The following is a 16,210-nucleotide window of genomic DNA, read 5'->3' on the forward strand; positions in this document are numbered from 1 at the left end:
TGCAAATCTAATATTCAATGATATTGCAGAAGTCTAAATTCCCTAGTTCGATCATCATTGAACTCCATGTCAACCCTGCCCCAAAACCAGCTAGACAAATCTTGTATGACCTATCTTGCAGCTGCTCCCCAAGATTGAATGTAATGGTTGTCGGAATTGTCACACTACTTGAGTTTCCGAAATTAGTAACAATATCATTTGGCATTTTCTCATAGGGAATTTCCATACTATCCGCTAACTTTTTAAGCATGAACTTATTAGGTTGATGAAACATAAAAAAATCGACATCGGCCTTGTTAACTTTACTTATATCTAATAAATCACTTACCATTGGTGGAACTTCTGTTTGAACAAAATTAAATACACTTGTTCCATCCATTATTAAGTCATCCTTACTCCTAAGGTTTCCATCACCTGTGTCTTCCAATTCACTAGTTTCCTGTGTAGAAGGCATCCTTAATCCTCCAGCTGGAATAATTAAAGAATTGGCTTTGCTTCCGTCCATCTTAATGTTGCAGTATATCGGAACGTTTTGATCTCCTCTTTCAACAATCGTCACAGAAGCTGCATCACCTACGAGCGGATAACTATTGCGGTCCTTTGATGACGTCTTTCTGCTTAATACATCGGCATTTAATAACACTACTTTATTAATGGAGTCTTGTTCTAAAAGCATAAAAGCCTGAATCAAGCCCAATAAATATCCGGCACAACCTTGATTAATGTCCATACAAATCATGTCTTGTTTAAGATCAAGCCTCCCTTGGATAATGTTACTGGTAGGAGGTATGAAATGATCGGGAGTCTGTGTTACTAGTATTAAAGCGTCTATGTCGTCTTTCTTTAAAAGATTTGATTCAATTAAATGTTCCAAGCCAAAAACGCATAAATCTGAAACACATGTCTCTTCGTCTACGATTCGATGCTTATTAAACCCCATAATTTTTTTCAATCTTAAGGATTTTTCAATAGGAAAGTTATAATTGGCAGCTTCATCATCGAACTTTACTTCATTTTTGGGGAGAACTGTCAATACGCCTGTTATTTTTTTATTTTGAAATGTTAGGTTCATAAAGTACCACCACTCTTTAATATAAGTTTTTTGATAGATTCGATATCTTCAAAATTCTCAGGAACTATATCAGTTCCATTTATTGATATGTGAAAAGATTCATCCAGCATTGAAACAAGCGTAATGATATCCAGTGAATCTAGGAACCCATTTTGAATAAAGTTGCTTGAATTTTGAAAGTTAAATTCAGGTCTTATCTCTTCTAACATTCTTAAAACCTTTTCCATGTTAATCTCCTTTTATAAATAAGAAACCAATGTTTCCCATAAAATATGTCTTATTACATTCAGACACTTTGACAAAGTAATCATTAACTGCTTTTAGATTACCTTTGTTCAATAGGAAATCCTTTGTTCATGTAAATCTCTTTCAATAAAACCCGATCAATTTTTCCATTTGGATTTAAGGGCAAATGATCTAATTGGATGATGGTGGTTGGTATCATATATTTAGGTACCAAATTCATCAATTGTCTTCTAATATCAGAAACAGCTAAATTATTTTCTGATTCATATACTAAAACAATTCCCTTTTTTTCATGATCATATAGAACACATGCATTAAAAATGGAGTCCAGGCTTATAGCTGCCATTTCTATTTCCCCAAGTTCAATCCTGTAACCCATATGTTTAATTTGTGTATCTTTTCTACCAACATATATGATTTCTTCAAATTCATTTATATAGACTAAATCACCGGTTTTATAAATTTTTTCCTGATAGTTGCTGTTTAAGGGGTTTTGGATAAAGCTTGCATTCGTTTTTGCCGGATCATTCCAGTAGCCCAAAGCTAAAGAACTACCTTTTACACATAACTCACCAATTTCATTAACCCCAGCCTCTTTGTTATCATCATTTATAATAATGATATTACTGTTACGGCACGGCTTGCCTATTGGTAATGGATCATTATCATCAAAGTCGCGATCAACTATATAATATGTGCAATCAACAGTAATTTCAGTGGGGCCATATAAATTAGCAAATAGGGCACTAGGTAAATTTCTTCTCCAATAATTAAGCTGCTTAGTAGGCATTACTTCTCCGGCAAATAGAATTTTGGTTAAGCCGAAATTCGACATTTGACTTAAAATATCAAAATTTGCTATATTTATTAAGATAGAAGGAACCCAAAATATGAAGTTAATATTTAGTTCGTTAATGTAATCCATTAATTTTATAGGAAATGCAAAGTACTGTTCCGGAATGATTACTAAAGTACAACCGGCAGCCATAGAAAGATAAATATCCAGAGTTGAGTTATCAAAGTAAAAAGGTGCCTGATTACCAATAATCGTTTTGTCGTCTATATTAAAAGTTTTCTTTGCCCATTCAATATAATCGATAACACCTCTATGTGAAATGACAACCCCTTTTGGAACTCCCGTTGACCCAGAGGTATAAATTGTGTAAATCGGATCTGTATCGATCATATTAAATGAAATATGCTCTTCAAAAGACAGTGCAAAATTATCCGGTTCTTCATCTATATCCTCAACTTGTACAAGTAGATGTTCAGCTACACCATATGAAAGTAAAATACTTCTATAATGTTTATTTGTAACTATTATTGATGGATTAAGATTAGTTAATATTGCATTTATTCTTGTTTCAGGGGATTTCACATCCATAGGTACATAAAAGTTCCCGCTGTTGAGCGTACCCATAAAGGAAACAATGGCATCCAATCCTTTTGGCAAAAAAATTGCAATTGGTAGATTACGACTTTTTGTTTTTGTTTGTATAATAAATCCTAACCATTTTGATTTTATTTCTAATTCATGAAACGTGATACTTCTTTCCCCATCAATGATTGCTGGCTTATTAGGATATTTTATTGCCGTCTCTTTTAAATATTCTAGTGCATTGATTTTCAAATTATATTTCTCCTCTTAAAAATTATTCTTTTTCTTTGCGAATAATCCTAAACCCTTAAAGAAGCCAAAACAATTTATCTCTGATATCAAAAGCCAATTTGCACCTTTTGAAAGTGTACTTATGGGGCGAAATAATACCAAAATTTTGGTGAAGAGAAATAAAAATATAATTAATGGTACATGTTCGTTTTAAACTTTTAAACCGTCTTCCACTAAATCAATTATGTCTCCAACTTTTTGACAGTTTCTAAGGGATTCTGGGTCTATACTTTTTTCAAACTCCTCTTTAATAAGTGAAAAAATCTCCAATCTGCCCAAGGAATCCCAGCCATCCAATTCATCTAAAACAGTATCAATTGTTAATACATTTTCCTCCTCATATAAAGCTTCAGCGATTTTTTGAATAAATTCCTCTATTTTCATTTTGATCTCCCTTTCTAAATTTAAATTCTTAAATAACCTTAACCGCTGGATTGCCAAATACTGTTGTATTTTCTTTTACCTTACGTGTTACTACACTTCCTGCACCTACTATTGCATTGTTTTGAATATGAATACTTGGCAAAACGGCTGCACTTCCGCCAAGAAAAACAGAGTCTTCTATACTAACGTTTCCCATTACATTACAATGGTCACAAATAGTGCAGCCACTGCCTACTTTTGCATCATGTCCTATAATTGAGAAGCTCATTAATGTAACAAAATCACCAATAGTACTGTTGTTAGAAACAATTGAATAAGGAGCTAATATAACACCTGTCCCTAAAACAGCATTTTCTGCAACTACTGCTGTAGGATGAATTAAATTTGTAAATTTAGCACCTTTTTGTAAAAGTTGATTACAAATACGAAGTTTATCCTTTGGGTTCCCAATCGCACATACTAAATAATCCTCTTTTTGAGGTTCAAATTCCTCAATTGAGGATACGACCTTATTATCAATACTTAATCCATTAAGAGCATCTGGGTTATCATCAATGAAAGCTATTTCCTCCCATAAGATATTCTCTTTTTGAATTTGCTCAGCCCAAAATAATACTTCGTTACCAAAACCTCCGGCACCAACGATCAATAATCTTTTCATACTTAAGATTTCTCCTTACAAAAAGTTTATTTGTTTTACTCTTTTTTTGATACAGTTAATCACTCTCATTTGTTCTTCAATTGTCATACTAGAACCGGATGGTAAACATATTCCCGTTTTAAAAAGCTTTTCGGAAACACTCTCATTCTTGTAATGCGGAAAGTACTTGCAATTACTGAATAGCGGCTGCATGTGGAGCGGCTTCCAAACATGTCTAGCCTCAATATTCTCCGAATCTAATGACGATAGTAATTCTTCGTTGGAAACACCGAGTCTATTTGCATCTATGGTTAATGCAGTTAACCACCGAGTCGAAAAAGTTCCGTCCAATTCCGGCATAAACGAAACTCCGGGAAGTTGGGCTAATTCATTTTGATAAGTTTCAAAGATTTTCCTTCTGGCATCGACTCTTTCTCCTAATACCTCTAACTGACTTCTGCCGATTCCAGCCAAAATATTGCTCATGCGATAGTTATACCCGATTTCACTATGCTGATAATGCAGAGCAGGATCCTTCGATTGAGTGGCTAAAAACCGAGCTTTACCAATTGCTTCAGAATTATTAGAAATAAGCATGCCTCCGCCCGATGTTGTAATAATTTTATTGCCATTAAACGAATAAATACCAAATTCTCCGAATGTACCGCTAACTTTACCTTTATATTTGGCACCAAGGGATTCTGCAGCATCCTCTATTATGGGAACACTGTATTGCTGACAAATGGAAACAAGCTCATCCACTTTGGCAGATTGTCCATAAAGATTTACGATGATGACGGCTTTTGGCAGTTTACCGGAAGCAACAGCATTCACAAATGCATCCTTCAGTGCTGATGGAGACATATTCCAGGTGGTCGGTTCTGAGTCAATAAATACTGGCTCTGCCCCCTGATATAAGATTGGATTGGCGGACGCTACAAAAGTAAGACTTGAGCAAAATACGGTATCTCCTTTTTGGACATCCAATAAAGAAAGTGCCAAATGAATCGCAGCGGTTCCTGAACTAACAGAAACAGCACTCTTGACACCAGTAAAACTGGCTATTCCCATTTCGAAAGCATCGACATTTGGACCTAGAGGTGCAACCCAGTTTGATGCGAATGCATCATTAATATATTTCTGTTCTCTTCCGCTCATATGGGGCGGGGAAAGAAAAATTCTCCTTTGCTTTGTTTTAACTACCAAATTATATGCCCCCAATCATCTTGCATTTCATACTTTTATTCCGGGTTCTTCCAGGAAGAAATAAATTCACATGAAAAAAATAATTCTAGTTAATTATCATTCCAGCTATCTGGGAATCTTCTAGAAATTTTTGCTCATCAATATACCCATCAGGATTATTTAATTGCCATCTCCAGGAATCAGTACATATGATTGTTATACCGAAATAGAAATTTGTGACTTACCCTCTTTTTGATTGGCAAGTTGAATAAGCCTTTCCTTAATTTCCTCTTTCTCAAGGCCTGAGAAGATAGTAAGAAATTCTTCTATTTCTTGTATATATAGTTTTGAGCTTTTGCCAATATAAATTTTCGAATAGATTTGTTTATTATGAACTTCATCGTTATTTAACAACTCCTCAAAAAGCTTCTCACCCGCACGTACCCCCGTATATTCAATTCCGATTTCTTCAACAGAATTTCCGGATAATTTAATTAGATTTCGTGCAAGGTCGACAATTTTTACTGGCTCTCCCATATCTAAAACAAATATTTCCCCTCCCTCAGCAAAAGCTCCTGCCTGAATCACAAGCCTTGAGGCTTCTGGGATCGTCATGAAATAACGAATCATTTCTGGATGCGTAACGGTAACCGGTCCGCCTTTTTCAATCTGCCTTTTGAATAAGGGAATGACGCTGCCTCTGCTCCCAAGCACATTGCCAAACCGAACTGCAACGAATTTCGTCTTACTTCCCTTACCAACGGACTGCACGACCATTTCAGCCAATCTTTTTGTTGCGCCCATTACACTTGTTGGATTGACTGCTTTGTCCGTTGAGATCATGACAAAGGTTTTGACGCCATTCCAGCTTGAAGCATTTGCAACATTCATTGTTCCAATAACATTATTTTTTACAGCTTCTTCAGGATTACGTTCCATCAAAGGTACATGTTTATGGGCCGCTGCATGGTAAACTACATCCGGTTGATGAGTACGCATCACCAAGTCTATTTTTTCTGCATCCTGGATATCAGCTATTTCAGTAATAAATTCAATGGATAAATCAGTATATACTTCCTTCAATTCCATCTCTATCTTATAAATACTGTTTTCACCATGTCCTAATAGAATCAACTTTTTGGGCCTGAACTGTACAATTTGGCGGCAAATTTCTGATCCTATTGAGCCTCCCGCCCCCGTCACCAACACTGTCTTATCTGTAAGGTAATATGAAATCTTTTCAATATCCAAATCGATAGGATCTCTGCCTAATAGATCCTCTACTTGAACATCACGGAACTGACTAACTGAAACCTTCCCCGTGACTATATCTTCAAGCATAGGGAGGATTTGCGTTTTAGCAGGTGTTTTAGCACATTCCTGAAAAATAATATTTAACTCTTTTCTGCCTAATGAAGGAATTGCAATAACAATATTATCAATGCGAAGTTCTTTAACAACCTGAACAATAGAGTTCACTCCACCGACAACAGGTATTCCTAAAATATCTAATTGCTGTTTGTAAAGATCATCATCAATAAACCCAACAGGAAAGAGATCCGCCCCTTGATTTTTAATGAGCTGCCGGGCCACCATTGTCCCTGCTGAACCCGCGCCAACAATTAAAGTCCGTTTTTTATTATGGTTATTATTAATAAGCGAATCACGGTACAGTCTCCAAAAAAAACGGGATCCACCAATTAAAAAAATATGAAGAAACCATGTGTTTACTAGTAGACGAAACTGTATTTCAAGAGTGAAAAACTTCTGAAGTAAAGCTGCCACAATAATAGATACAGTTACCACCTTAAATATAATTAGCAATTCTCCTATACTTGCATACTCCCAAGCTTTTTTATACAGTTTAAAATATAGCGAGAATAGATGATGGCTAACTAGGATAGTTACAGAAGTGACAATAATTGGAAAAGTAATGACATGTACAGTTGCATCTACCAAGAATCTGCTGAAAAAAATTGCGGTTAAGACAATACAGGAATCGACTAAAAAAAATAGAGACACTCTTTGGCGATAAGTCATACTTTCTCCCCTTTGAATAGAGTAATTAAAATTAAAGATTTTGATTATCCGTCTTCTTAAAGCAGGGATAATCAAAATCTTTAATCATTAATAATGGGCATCTAACCCACCCTCACATCACACTCCCGACGACAAAGCGCGTCTAAGGTATTTTGCAACCCACAGCATGACCGAGTGCCTTCATTGATAATGGTAAGAAGACATCACCTATTATTAATAGAACAACTTGTTTTTAATATAGAACAACGCGAATAAAAAAATTTTTACCTTTACCCTTTAATTTTTTGTCTCAAACTAAAAGTTAATTCTTTATAAAGAACATTATAATCTCTTTATAAAAAAAAGCAAATTAAAAAAAAATTGAAATTCGCTCATTTATCCATAATAAACAGCATATATCTATCAATTTTTTTCATTTTCTCATAAATATGTTCTTTAAACAGAACATATTATATAGTATACTATTTTTACCAATTAGTGATTAGTTGAATAATATTTTTCGTTTGAACGAACATATTAAACCTCTGTGCTTTGATAAATTTATCTTGAGAAACCTGCTAGATTCATAACATTTATACTGCATATAAAATACTATGGTAATGAGGAGAAACTTATGATTGGAGAGCGTATAAAGAAATTAAGAGAAGAAAAAAGATTTTCGATTACAGAACTGGCAGAGTTAGCAAATGTCTCTAAGTCTTATTTAAGCTATATTGAGCGTAATCTTAATAAAAACCCCTCTATTCATTTTTTAATGAAGCTGGCAAAGCCTTTAGATGTTTCCATGGAGTTTTTACTAACTGGAATGGATCAGTCTGCAAATCCTTCGAGTTCAAATGGGAAGGAACTACTGGACGAGGAGTGGCAATTAATTATTGAAAAAGCCATTAAAGATGGCATGAATAAAGATGATTTTAAAGAATATATAAACTTTATTAAATTTAAAAACTGGGAAAAAAGCAGATGAAAGCGCTTTAATCATTTAAATGGTTAAAAAACCAATTGACACAACATCCTTATTGTAGTAAATTTTATAAATAATCTAAATATTAATTTCTTATCAAGAGAGGTTGAGGGAATGGCCCTGCGACACCTCAGCAACCTTCAGTGGCTTGTCCATTGAAAAGGTGCTAAGTCCTGCAAATTATTTGCTAATTTGCGAGATAAGAAGAATGACAAAGTGATCGTCTAACAAAAGTCTTCTTCTTATAGAAGGCTTTTTTCTTTTTTTAACAGCCTTTAGCACCACAATGAATTAAAGTTCAAATTATATGATACTTATATTTTTTATAAAACAAGGAGTGTGCATTATGTACAAAATTGATACGAAATTAGCCCAAATTGGAAATCGAAGTGAGACTGCAACTGGAACCGTTAACCCGCCTGTTTATTTTTCAACTGCCTTTCGCCACGAGGGGATTGGGCAATCAACTGGTTTTGATTATATCAGAACCGGAAATCCAACACGCCAGCTTCTTGAAAAGACAATCGCTGATTTAGAAGGCGGTGTTCAAGGGTTTGCCTGCAGCTCTGGGATGGCCGCTATATTAACGATTCTTGCCTTATTTGAATCCGGTGATGAATGGCTTGTAAGCGAGGATTTATACGGTGGAACCTATCGTCTATTAGAAAAAGGCTACAAAAAATGGGGTTTGAACAGTCAATATGTCAATACGTGTTGTCCGGAAGAGATCGAAAAGAAAATTACTCCGCATACAAAGGCTATTTTCCTTGAGACTCCAACCAATCCGCTTATGCAGGAATCCGATATTGCTGAGGTATCCAAGATTGCCAAAAAGCACGGGATTCTCCTGATTGTTGACAATACCTTCTATACTCCTCTATTGCAGCAGCCGATTGCACTTGGCGCAGATATCGTTATCCACAGTGCAACGAAATATTTAGGCGGACACAATGATGTGCTTGCCGGACTTGTTGTCGCAAAAGGCAAAGAGCTTTGTGAAGCCTTGGCCTTCCATCATAATGGTGCGGGTGCTGTCTTAAGTCCATTTGATTCCTGGTTATTAATGCGCGGAATGAAGACTTTATCGCTTCGGATGAAACAGCATGAGAAGAATGCAAAGGCTGTGGTTGAATATCTTTCTAATCATGAAGGGGTAACAGATGTCCTCTATCCAGGAAGAGGCGGAATGGTTTCCTTCCGTGTTAAAGACGAATCGTGGGTTAATCCATTTTTACAAAATTTAAAACTGATTAGTTTTGCTGAAAGCTTAGGCGGCACAGAAAGCTTTATTACTTATCCAGCCACGCAAACCCATGCGGATATTCCAGAAGAAATTAGAATTCAGTCCGGTGTATGTAATCGTTTATTGCGTTTCTCGGTGGGAATTGAAGATGCAGAGGATATCATATTTGATCTTGAACAGGCATTAGCCAAAGTTAACGAAGGAGTGATTGTGTAATGGAATCTGAAGAATATTGTTTTGAAACGAAGCTTCTTCATAACCGGCATAAATTTGATCCCGCTACAGGAGCAGTAAGTGTACCGATTCAACATGCTTCCACCTTCCATCAATCTGATATCGACAGTTTCGGAAAATATGATTATGCTCGCAGTTTGAACCCGACTCGTGAAGCGCTCGAGGATGTGATTGCAGAGCTCGAAGGCGGAATCAAAGGCTTTGCCTTTTCTTCCGGAATGGCTGCGATTTCAACTGCATTTCTTCTTTTATCTTCTGGTGATCATGTTGTGATTACTGAAGATGTTTATGGCGGTACGTTCCGTATGGTTACAGAGGTGCTTACACGTTTTGGAATTGAACATACTTTTGTCGATATGACGGATTTGGATCAAGTGAAACAAGCCATTAAACCGAATACGAAGGCATTCTATGTGGAAACTCCATCGAATCCTTTATTGAAAGTAACGGACATACAGGCGATTAGTGTGCTTGCGAAAGAAATTAATGCTTTAACCTTTGTGGATAATACTTTTCTTACACCAGCATTACAAAAGCCTTTAGAGCTAGGTGCGGATGTTGTTCTCCATAGTGCGACCAAGTTTTTGTCCGGACATAGTGATGTTGTAGCCGGCCTTGCTGTGGTAAAGGACGAAAATTTGGCAAAGCGGCTATATTTCTTACAAAACTCCTTCGGTGCTGTTCTAGGAGTTCAAGATGCCTGGTTGGTGCTTAGAGGACTGAAGACGCTTCATGTCCGGTTGGAGCACTCCCAAAAATCCACATTAAAGATTGCCCAGTTTTTACAGGCTAATCCGCTTGTTAAAAAGGTTTATTATCCTGGTTTGGAAGACCACCCTGAATTTGAATTACAGAAGGCCCAGGCTGAGGGAGCAGGCGCTGTTTTATCGTTTGAGTTGGTTGATGAAGAAGCGGTCCGCTCCTTTGTTTCAAATGTAAAAATCCCTGTCTTTGCAGTTAGCCTTGGCGCAGTAGAATCCATTTTATCGTATCCAGCTAAAATGTCCCATGCTGCCATGCCGCAGCCAGAAAGAGAAAAGCGTGGAATCAAAAATAGTTTGCTGCGGCTATCTGTAGGATTAGAAAATCCTGACGACATAATAAAAGATTTTTCACAGGCCCTAGCGAAGCAGTACCAAAATGATTTGGTTTATTAACAAGGAGAAATGTATATGAGCTTTTTAGAAAAATTAAAAAATCAAATCTTAATAGCCGACGGGGCCATGGGTACATTATTGTATTCGTTCGGTAAGGATAGTTGTTTAGAGGAATTGAACCTTTCCCAGCCAGATCACATCCAAAATATTCATAGGGCTTATATTGATGCCGGCGCTGACGTTATTCAAACCAATACTTATGCCGCAAACTATTTAAAGCTGCAAAGGTATGGTTTAGAGGATTCTGTTAAAGAAATTAACAGTGCTGCAGTTTCTATTGCAAAAAAGGCAGCAGCCCAAAATAGTACTTACGTTCTTGGAACAATTGGTGGAAATCGAGGTGTTAAGCCAGATTCCATTACGTTAGAAGAATTAAAGCGCAGCTTTCGCGAGCAATTATATTGCCTCCTTCTTGAAGGTGTGGATGGATTATTGCTTGAAACCTTTTACGATTTTGAAGAACTTGAAACAGTTCTAACCATAGCCAGAAAGGAAACAAAGCTGCCGATTATTGCGCAGGTATCCCATCAAGAGCCTGGATTTTTACAGGACCGGACTCCTGTCAATGACGCTTTAAAAAGACTTGAAGCTCTTGGGGCGGATATCGTCGGTCTTAATTGCCGGCTGGGCCCCCATCATATGTTATTAGCTTTGGAGCAGGTTGAATTGCCTGAACATGCCTTTCTTTCTGCTTATCCAAATGCTAGTCTACCTGCCTATACGGATGGAAAGTTCCATTATGAGGGTGATGCGGATTATTTCAGAAAATCGGCACAAAGTTTTAGAAATGAAGGTGTCCGCCTCCTTGGCGGCTGCTGCGGTACAACACCTGAACACATTAAAGCCTTTGCTGCCGAATTAAAGAATAGTGTACCGATTTCTGAAAAAATAGTAAAATTAAAACCAAAGAAGATAATCGTAGAACCCCAGGCTGCGAAAAGGGATCTAACTCCCCTGCAGGAGATTGTAAAAGAAAGACCTTCCGTTATAGTTGAATTGGATTCTCCTAGAAAACTAGATACGACCAAATTTTTCGAAGGGGCTAAGGTTTTAAAGGAAGCAGGAATTGATGCGATTACTCTTGCGGATAATTCTTTGGCACAAGTCCGGATTTCCAATGAATCAATCGGTTATCTATTGAAACAAAATTATGGAATGCGCCCTCTCATTCATATTGCCTGCCGCGACCGTAATATTATTGGATTGCAATCTCATCTAATGGGACTTCATACTCTGGGCATGCATGATGTTCTCGCAATTACCGGAGACCCTGCTAGAGTTGGAGATTTCCCTGGCGCTTCTTCCGTTTATGACGTGTCATCATTTGAGTTAATTCAAATGATAAAGCAGCTTAATGAAGGTTTATCCTTTTCAGGTAAAGACTTGGGTCAAAAAACCGCTTTTAGTGTTGCTGCAGCCTTTAATCCGAATGTCCGCTCTGTTGAAAAAGCTGCTAAACGTTTGGAAAAGAAAATTCAATATGGGGCCGATTATTTTATTACTCAGCCAGTATTTTCGGAAGAAAAATTAATTGAAGTCTATGAAAATACGAAACATTTAGATACGCCAATCTATATTGGTTTAATGCCGTTAATTAGCAGCAAAAACGCTGAGTTCCTCCATAATGAGGTTCCTGGCATTAAAATTGCTGATACTATACGTGAACAGATGGCTGCTTTAAACGATAACCCGGTGCAAGCAACCCGCCTGGGAATTGATATTACCAAGTCATTAATTGATACAGCTTTAGATTTATTTAACGGAATTTATTTAATTACACCGTTTTTACGTTATGAATTAACCGCTGAGCTTGCTCAATATGCCAATCAGCGGGCAAGTCAAGTGAGGAGGAACAACATTGCCGAAAACATCATTTACTGATCAGTTAAAGAAACGAATCCTCGTTATGGACGGAGCTATGGGGACAATGCTCCAGCGTGCCAACCTTACCGCTGATGATTTTGGCGGTGAGGAGTATGAAGGATGTAATGAAAACCTGAATCTGACCGCCCCTTCTGTTATTGCCAACATACATCGGGAATATCTTGAATCTGGAGCCGACATCATTGAAACAAATACATTTGGCGCTACAAGCATCGTCCTTGATGAGTATGGACTCGGCTATAAAGCCTATGAAATGAATAAAATCGCTGCAATGATCGCAATTGGCGAGGTGCAAAAAGTTTATTCTGAAGAATGGCCTCGTTTTGTTGCTGGTTCGATGGGGCCCACTACGAAAACGTTAAGCGTTACAGGCGGAACAACCTTTGATGAACTTACAGCCAGCTACGAGGAACAAGCTCTAGGCTTAATTGATGGCGGCGTGGACCTGCTCCTTCTTGAAACCAGCCAGGATATGTTGAATGTAAAAGCTGGATTCGCAGGGATCCAAAGTGCTTTTTCCAAGACCGGAACAACACTTCCAATTGTGATATCAGGAACGATTGAGCCAATGGGAACGACTCTTGCGGGGCAATCGATTGAGGCTTTCTTTATATCGGTTGAGCATATGAATCCTGTTGCCGTTGGACTAAACTGTGCTACAGGACCGGAGTTTATGCAGGATCATATTCGTTCTTTATCAGAGCTTGCTACAACAGCAGTAAGCTGTTACCCTAATGCCGGTTTGCCAGATGAAGAAGGACACTACCACGAAACGCCGGAAATTCTGGCGAAAAAATTATCTGATTTTGCTGCTCATGGCTGGCTTAATATAGTCGGGGGCTGTTGTGGTACCACACCTGAGCATATTAGAGCAATATCTGAGGCTATGAAAAACTTTAAACCTAGAGAAACAAAACAATCTACTGTACACATGGTTTCTGGTATTGAACCTTTTGTTTATGATGATCCTACTTTGCGCCCAATCATGGTTGGTGAAAGGACAAACGTAATTGGCTCTCGTAAATTTAAGCGATTAATTACCGAAGGAAAATTTGAAGAAGCTTCTGAAGTTGCCCGCGCGCAGGTTAAGGGCGGAGCGCATGTTATTGATATTTGTCTTGCTGATCCAGACCGTGACGAAATCATTGATATGGAGAATTTTATTAAAGAGGTTGTAAAGAAGGTTAAGGTTCCTCTTGTTATAGATTCTACCGATGAAAAGGTTATTGAAAAGGCGCTTAAATATTCTCAAGGTAAAGCAATTATTAATTCGATTAATCTTGAGGACGGAGAAGAACGTTTTGAAGCGGTTGTACCATTAATACACAAATATGGCGCTGCAGTAGTCGTCGGCACCATTGATGAGAAAGGCATGGGAGTTACAGCAGAACGGAAGCTTGAGATTGCCAAACGTTCCCATGACCTTTTGGTGAACAAATACGGTCTTAAATCCCAGGATTTAATTTTTGATCCACTTGTTTTTCCAGTTGGTACGGGTGATGAGCAATACATTGGTTCTGCCAAGGCAACAGTTGAAGGGATTAGGTTAATTAAGGAGGAGCTTCCCGAAGTTCAGACCATACTTGGAATAAGTAATGTTTCTTTCGGTTTACCGCCAGTTGGAAGAGAAATATTAAATTCTGTGTTCCTATATCACTGTACACTGGCTGGCCTCGATTATGCCATTGTAAACACTGAGAAGCTTGAACGCTTTGCATCTATTTCAAAAGAAGAAGTAAAGTTAGCAGATGATCTATTATTTACAACAACAGATGAAACATTAGCTACTTTTACGGAGTTTTATCGTGGCAAAAAGAAAGAAGCAAAGAGTACTGTACCTGATATGACCCTTGAAGAGCGTCTCTCCTATTATGTTGTTGAAGGCACAAAAGAAGGTTTGCTTCCTGACTTGGATCAAGCGCTTAAGGTGTACCCTGCTCCACTTGATATCATTAATGGTCCGTTAATGAACGGCATGAAGGAAGTTGGCCGTCTTTTTAATGACAATCAACTTATCGTGGCTGAGGTACTGCAAAGTGCTGAGGTAATGAAAGCAGCAGTTGCTTTTTTAGAGCCTCACATGGAAAAAGGCGATGTCTCGGCATCAAAAGGGAAAGTTATTTTAGCAACGGTTAAAGGTGATGTTCATGACATCGGGAAAAACCTTGTTGATATCATTCTGAGCAATAATGGCTATAATGTGGTTGACTTAGGAATTAAAGTGACTCCGACTGAATTGGTTCAAGCTATCAAAAATGAAAAACCAGATATGGTTGGACTTTCTGGTTTGCTTGTAAAATCGGCGCAGCAAATGGTGTTAACCGCACAAGACATGAAGGAAGCAGGACTTTCCATGCCTATTCTAGTTGGCGGTGCTGCACTTTCCCGTAAGTTTACAGATACAAAAATTGCTAAAGAGTATGATGGACTAGTCCTTTATGCTAAAGATGCCATGACCGGATTGTCACTTGCTAATCAGCTGCAATCACCTGAAGAACATCAAAAACTCCTAGCTGAAAAACAAGAAAAATTGGAAGCAGCTGAAATTCCAAGAGATATTCCAAGTCGGTCTGCTGTGTCTGTTGCTGTAAAACCAAAGCCATCTGTTTCTACAAAAGTGCCAGTTTTTACTCCAATGGATACAAAAAGACATATCTTAAGGTCTTATTCTTTATCACATATTGAGCCTTATATTAATATGCAAATGCTTATTGGACATCACCTTGGAGTTAAAGGGAAAATAGCCAAATTAATCGCTGAAAAAGATGAAAAAGCTTTAAAAGTAAAAGAAGTGGTTGATCAATTGCTTGCTGATGCGACTGCAAACAATTGGATTACACCTCAAGCCGTGTATCAGTTTTTCCCTGCTCAAGCAGACGGGAATAAGGTAAATATTTATAATCCAGAAAATCCAGAGGAAATCATTGAAACATTTGATTTCCCTAGACAAGAGTCTGAGCCTCATCTTTGTTTGGCGGATTTTATTAAATCGGTTGATAGTGGAGTTAAGGATTATGTTGGTTTCTTCACTGTCACTGCTGGAAGAGGCATTCGTGAGAAAGCTGACGAATTTAAAGCCGCAGGTCGATTCCTTGAAAGTCATGCACTACAGTCATTGGCACTAGAAACAGCAGAGGGTTTTGCCGAATTAATTCACCGACAGATGCGAGACCGCTGGGGCTTCCCTGATCCACTTAACTTTACAATGCAAGACCGTTTTGCCGCTAAATACCAGGGACAGAGATTCTCGTTTGGTTATCCCGCCTGTCCTGACTTAGAGGATCAAAAGAAATTATTTAAGTTAATTCAGCCTGAGGAAATTGGAATTCAATTAACAGATGGGTGTATGATGGAACCAGAAGCATCCGTTTCTGCGATGGTTTTTGCTCATCCAGAAGCTAGGTATTTTAATGTTTTGAGATAAATTAATTAGATGATTTTTTCCGCGGAATTTATTAATATTTCCGCGGATTTTTTATTATATTTCGCAAA

General features: G+C 37.7%; 12 protein-coding genes and 1 riboswitch. Of the genes, 5 read left to right on the forward strand and 7 right to left on the reverse strand.

Annotated elements, in window-relative coordinates; translation table 11 throughout:
- Positions 1-7: 7 nt before the first annotated feature.
- The 7 genes from ACIFOT_RS13670 to ACIFOT_RS13700 form a co-directional block, all read right to left on the reverse strand.
- Positions 8-1,072 carry a 3-oxoacyl-ACP synthase III family protein gene (locus tag ACIFOT_RS13670; RefSeq protein WP_430065318.1) on the reverse strand — a complete coding sequence of 355 codons (1,065 nt, stop codon included), beginning with the start codon at positions 1,070-1,072 and terminating at the stop codon, positions 8-10.
- Positions 1,069-1,299 (reverse strand): hypothetical protein, encoded by a 231-nt coding sequence (locus ACIFOT_RS13675; RefSeq protein WP_430065320.1) that lies wholly within the window; start codon positions 1,297-1,299, stop codon positions 1,069-1,071. Before ACIFOT_RS13675 ends, ACIFOT_RS13670 begins: the two co-directional genes overlap by 4 nt.
- Positions 1,300-1,397: 98 nt before the next feature.
- The gene (locus ACIFOT_RS13680; RefSeq protein WP_430065322.1) at positions 1,398-2,948 is read right to left on the reverse strand and encodes an amino acid adenylation domain-containing protein; all 1,551 of its coding nucleotides are present in this window, start codon (positions 2,946-2,948) and stop codon (positions 1,398-1,400) included.
- A gap of 189 nt (positions 2,949-3,137) precedes the next feature.
- A complete protein-coding gene (locus ACIFOT_RS13685) occupies positions 3,138-3,371 on the reverse strand; it encodes an acyl carrier protein (protein ID WP_430065324.1) in 234 nt (77 codons plus the stop codon).
- A 28-nt stretch (positions 3,372-3,399) separates the two neighbouring features.
- The gene (locus tag ACIFOT_RS13690) at positions 3,400-4,032 is read right to left on the reverse strand and encodes an acetyltransferase (RefSeq protein WP_430065326.1); all 633 of its coding nucleotides are present in this window, start codon (positions 4,030-4,032) and stop codon (positions 3,400-3,402) included.
- Positions 4,033-4,047: 15 nt separating this feature from the next.
- On the reverse strand, positions 4,048-5,169 hold the full coding sequence (locus tag ACIFOT_RS13695) for an aminotransferase class I/II-fold pyridoxal phosphate-dependent enzyme (RefSeq protein WP_430065472.1): 1,122 nt from the start codon (positions 5,167-5,169) through the stop codon (positions 4,048-4,050).
- A 243-nt stretch (positions 5,170-5,412) separates the two neighbouring features.
- Positions 5,413-7,236: a polysaccharide biosynthesis protein gene (locus ACIFOT_RS13700; protein WP_430065328.1), complete on the reverse strand. Its 1,824-nt coding sequence runs from the start codon at positions 7,234-7,236 to the stop codon at positions 5,413-5,415.
- Positions 7,237-7,849: 613 nt separating this feature from the next.
- On the opposite strand from ACIFOT_RS13700, the gene ACIFOT_RS13705 reads away from it, so the two are divergent.
- From ACIFOT_RS13705 to metH, 5 genes are all read left to right on the forward strand, one after another.
- Positions 7,850-8,203, forward strand: a complete 354-nt coding sequence (locus tag ACIFOT_RS13705; protein ID WP_430065330.1) for a helix-turn-helix domain-containing protein — start codon at positions 7,850-7,852, stop codon at positions 8,201-8,203.
- A gap of 87 nt (positions 8,204-8,290) precedes the next feature.
- Positions 8,291-8,406, forward strand: a riboswitch (SAM riboswitch).
- A gap of 140 nt (positions 8,407-8,546) precedes the next feature.
- Positions 8,547-9,659, forward strand: a complete 1,113-nt coding sequence (locus ACIFOT_RS13710; protein ID WP_430065333.1) for a methionine biosynthesis PLP-dependent protein — start codon at positions 8,547-8,549, stop codon at positions 9,657-9,659.
- Positions 9,659-10,834, forward strand: a complete 1,176-nt coding sequence (gene metC, locus ACIFOT_RS13715; protein WP_430065337.1) for a cystathionine beta-lyase — start codon at positions 9,659-9,661, stop codon at positions 10,832-10,834. The genes ACIFOT_RS13710 and metC overlap by 1 nt, the downstream gene beginning before the upstream one ends.
- Positions 10,835-10,849: 15 nt before the next feature.
- Positions 10,850-12,715: a bifunctional homocysteine S-methyltransferase/methylenetetrahydrofolate reductase gene (locus ACIFOT_RS13720; protein ID WP_430065339.1), complete on the forward strand. Its 1,866-nt coding sequence runs from the start codon at positions 10,850-10,852 to the stop codon at positions 12,713-12,715.
- 25 nt (positions 12,716-12,740) lie between these two features.
- A complete protein-coding gene (gene metH / locus ACIFOT_RS13725; RefSeq protein WP_430065474.1) occupies positions 12,741-16,142 on the forward strand; it encodes a methionine synthase in 3,402 nt (1,133 codons plus the stop codon).
- The last annotated feature ends 68 nt before the right edge of the window (positions 16,143-16,210 follow it).

The sequence above is a fragment of the Neobacillus sp. NRS-1170 genome, assembly GCF_050468025.1.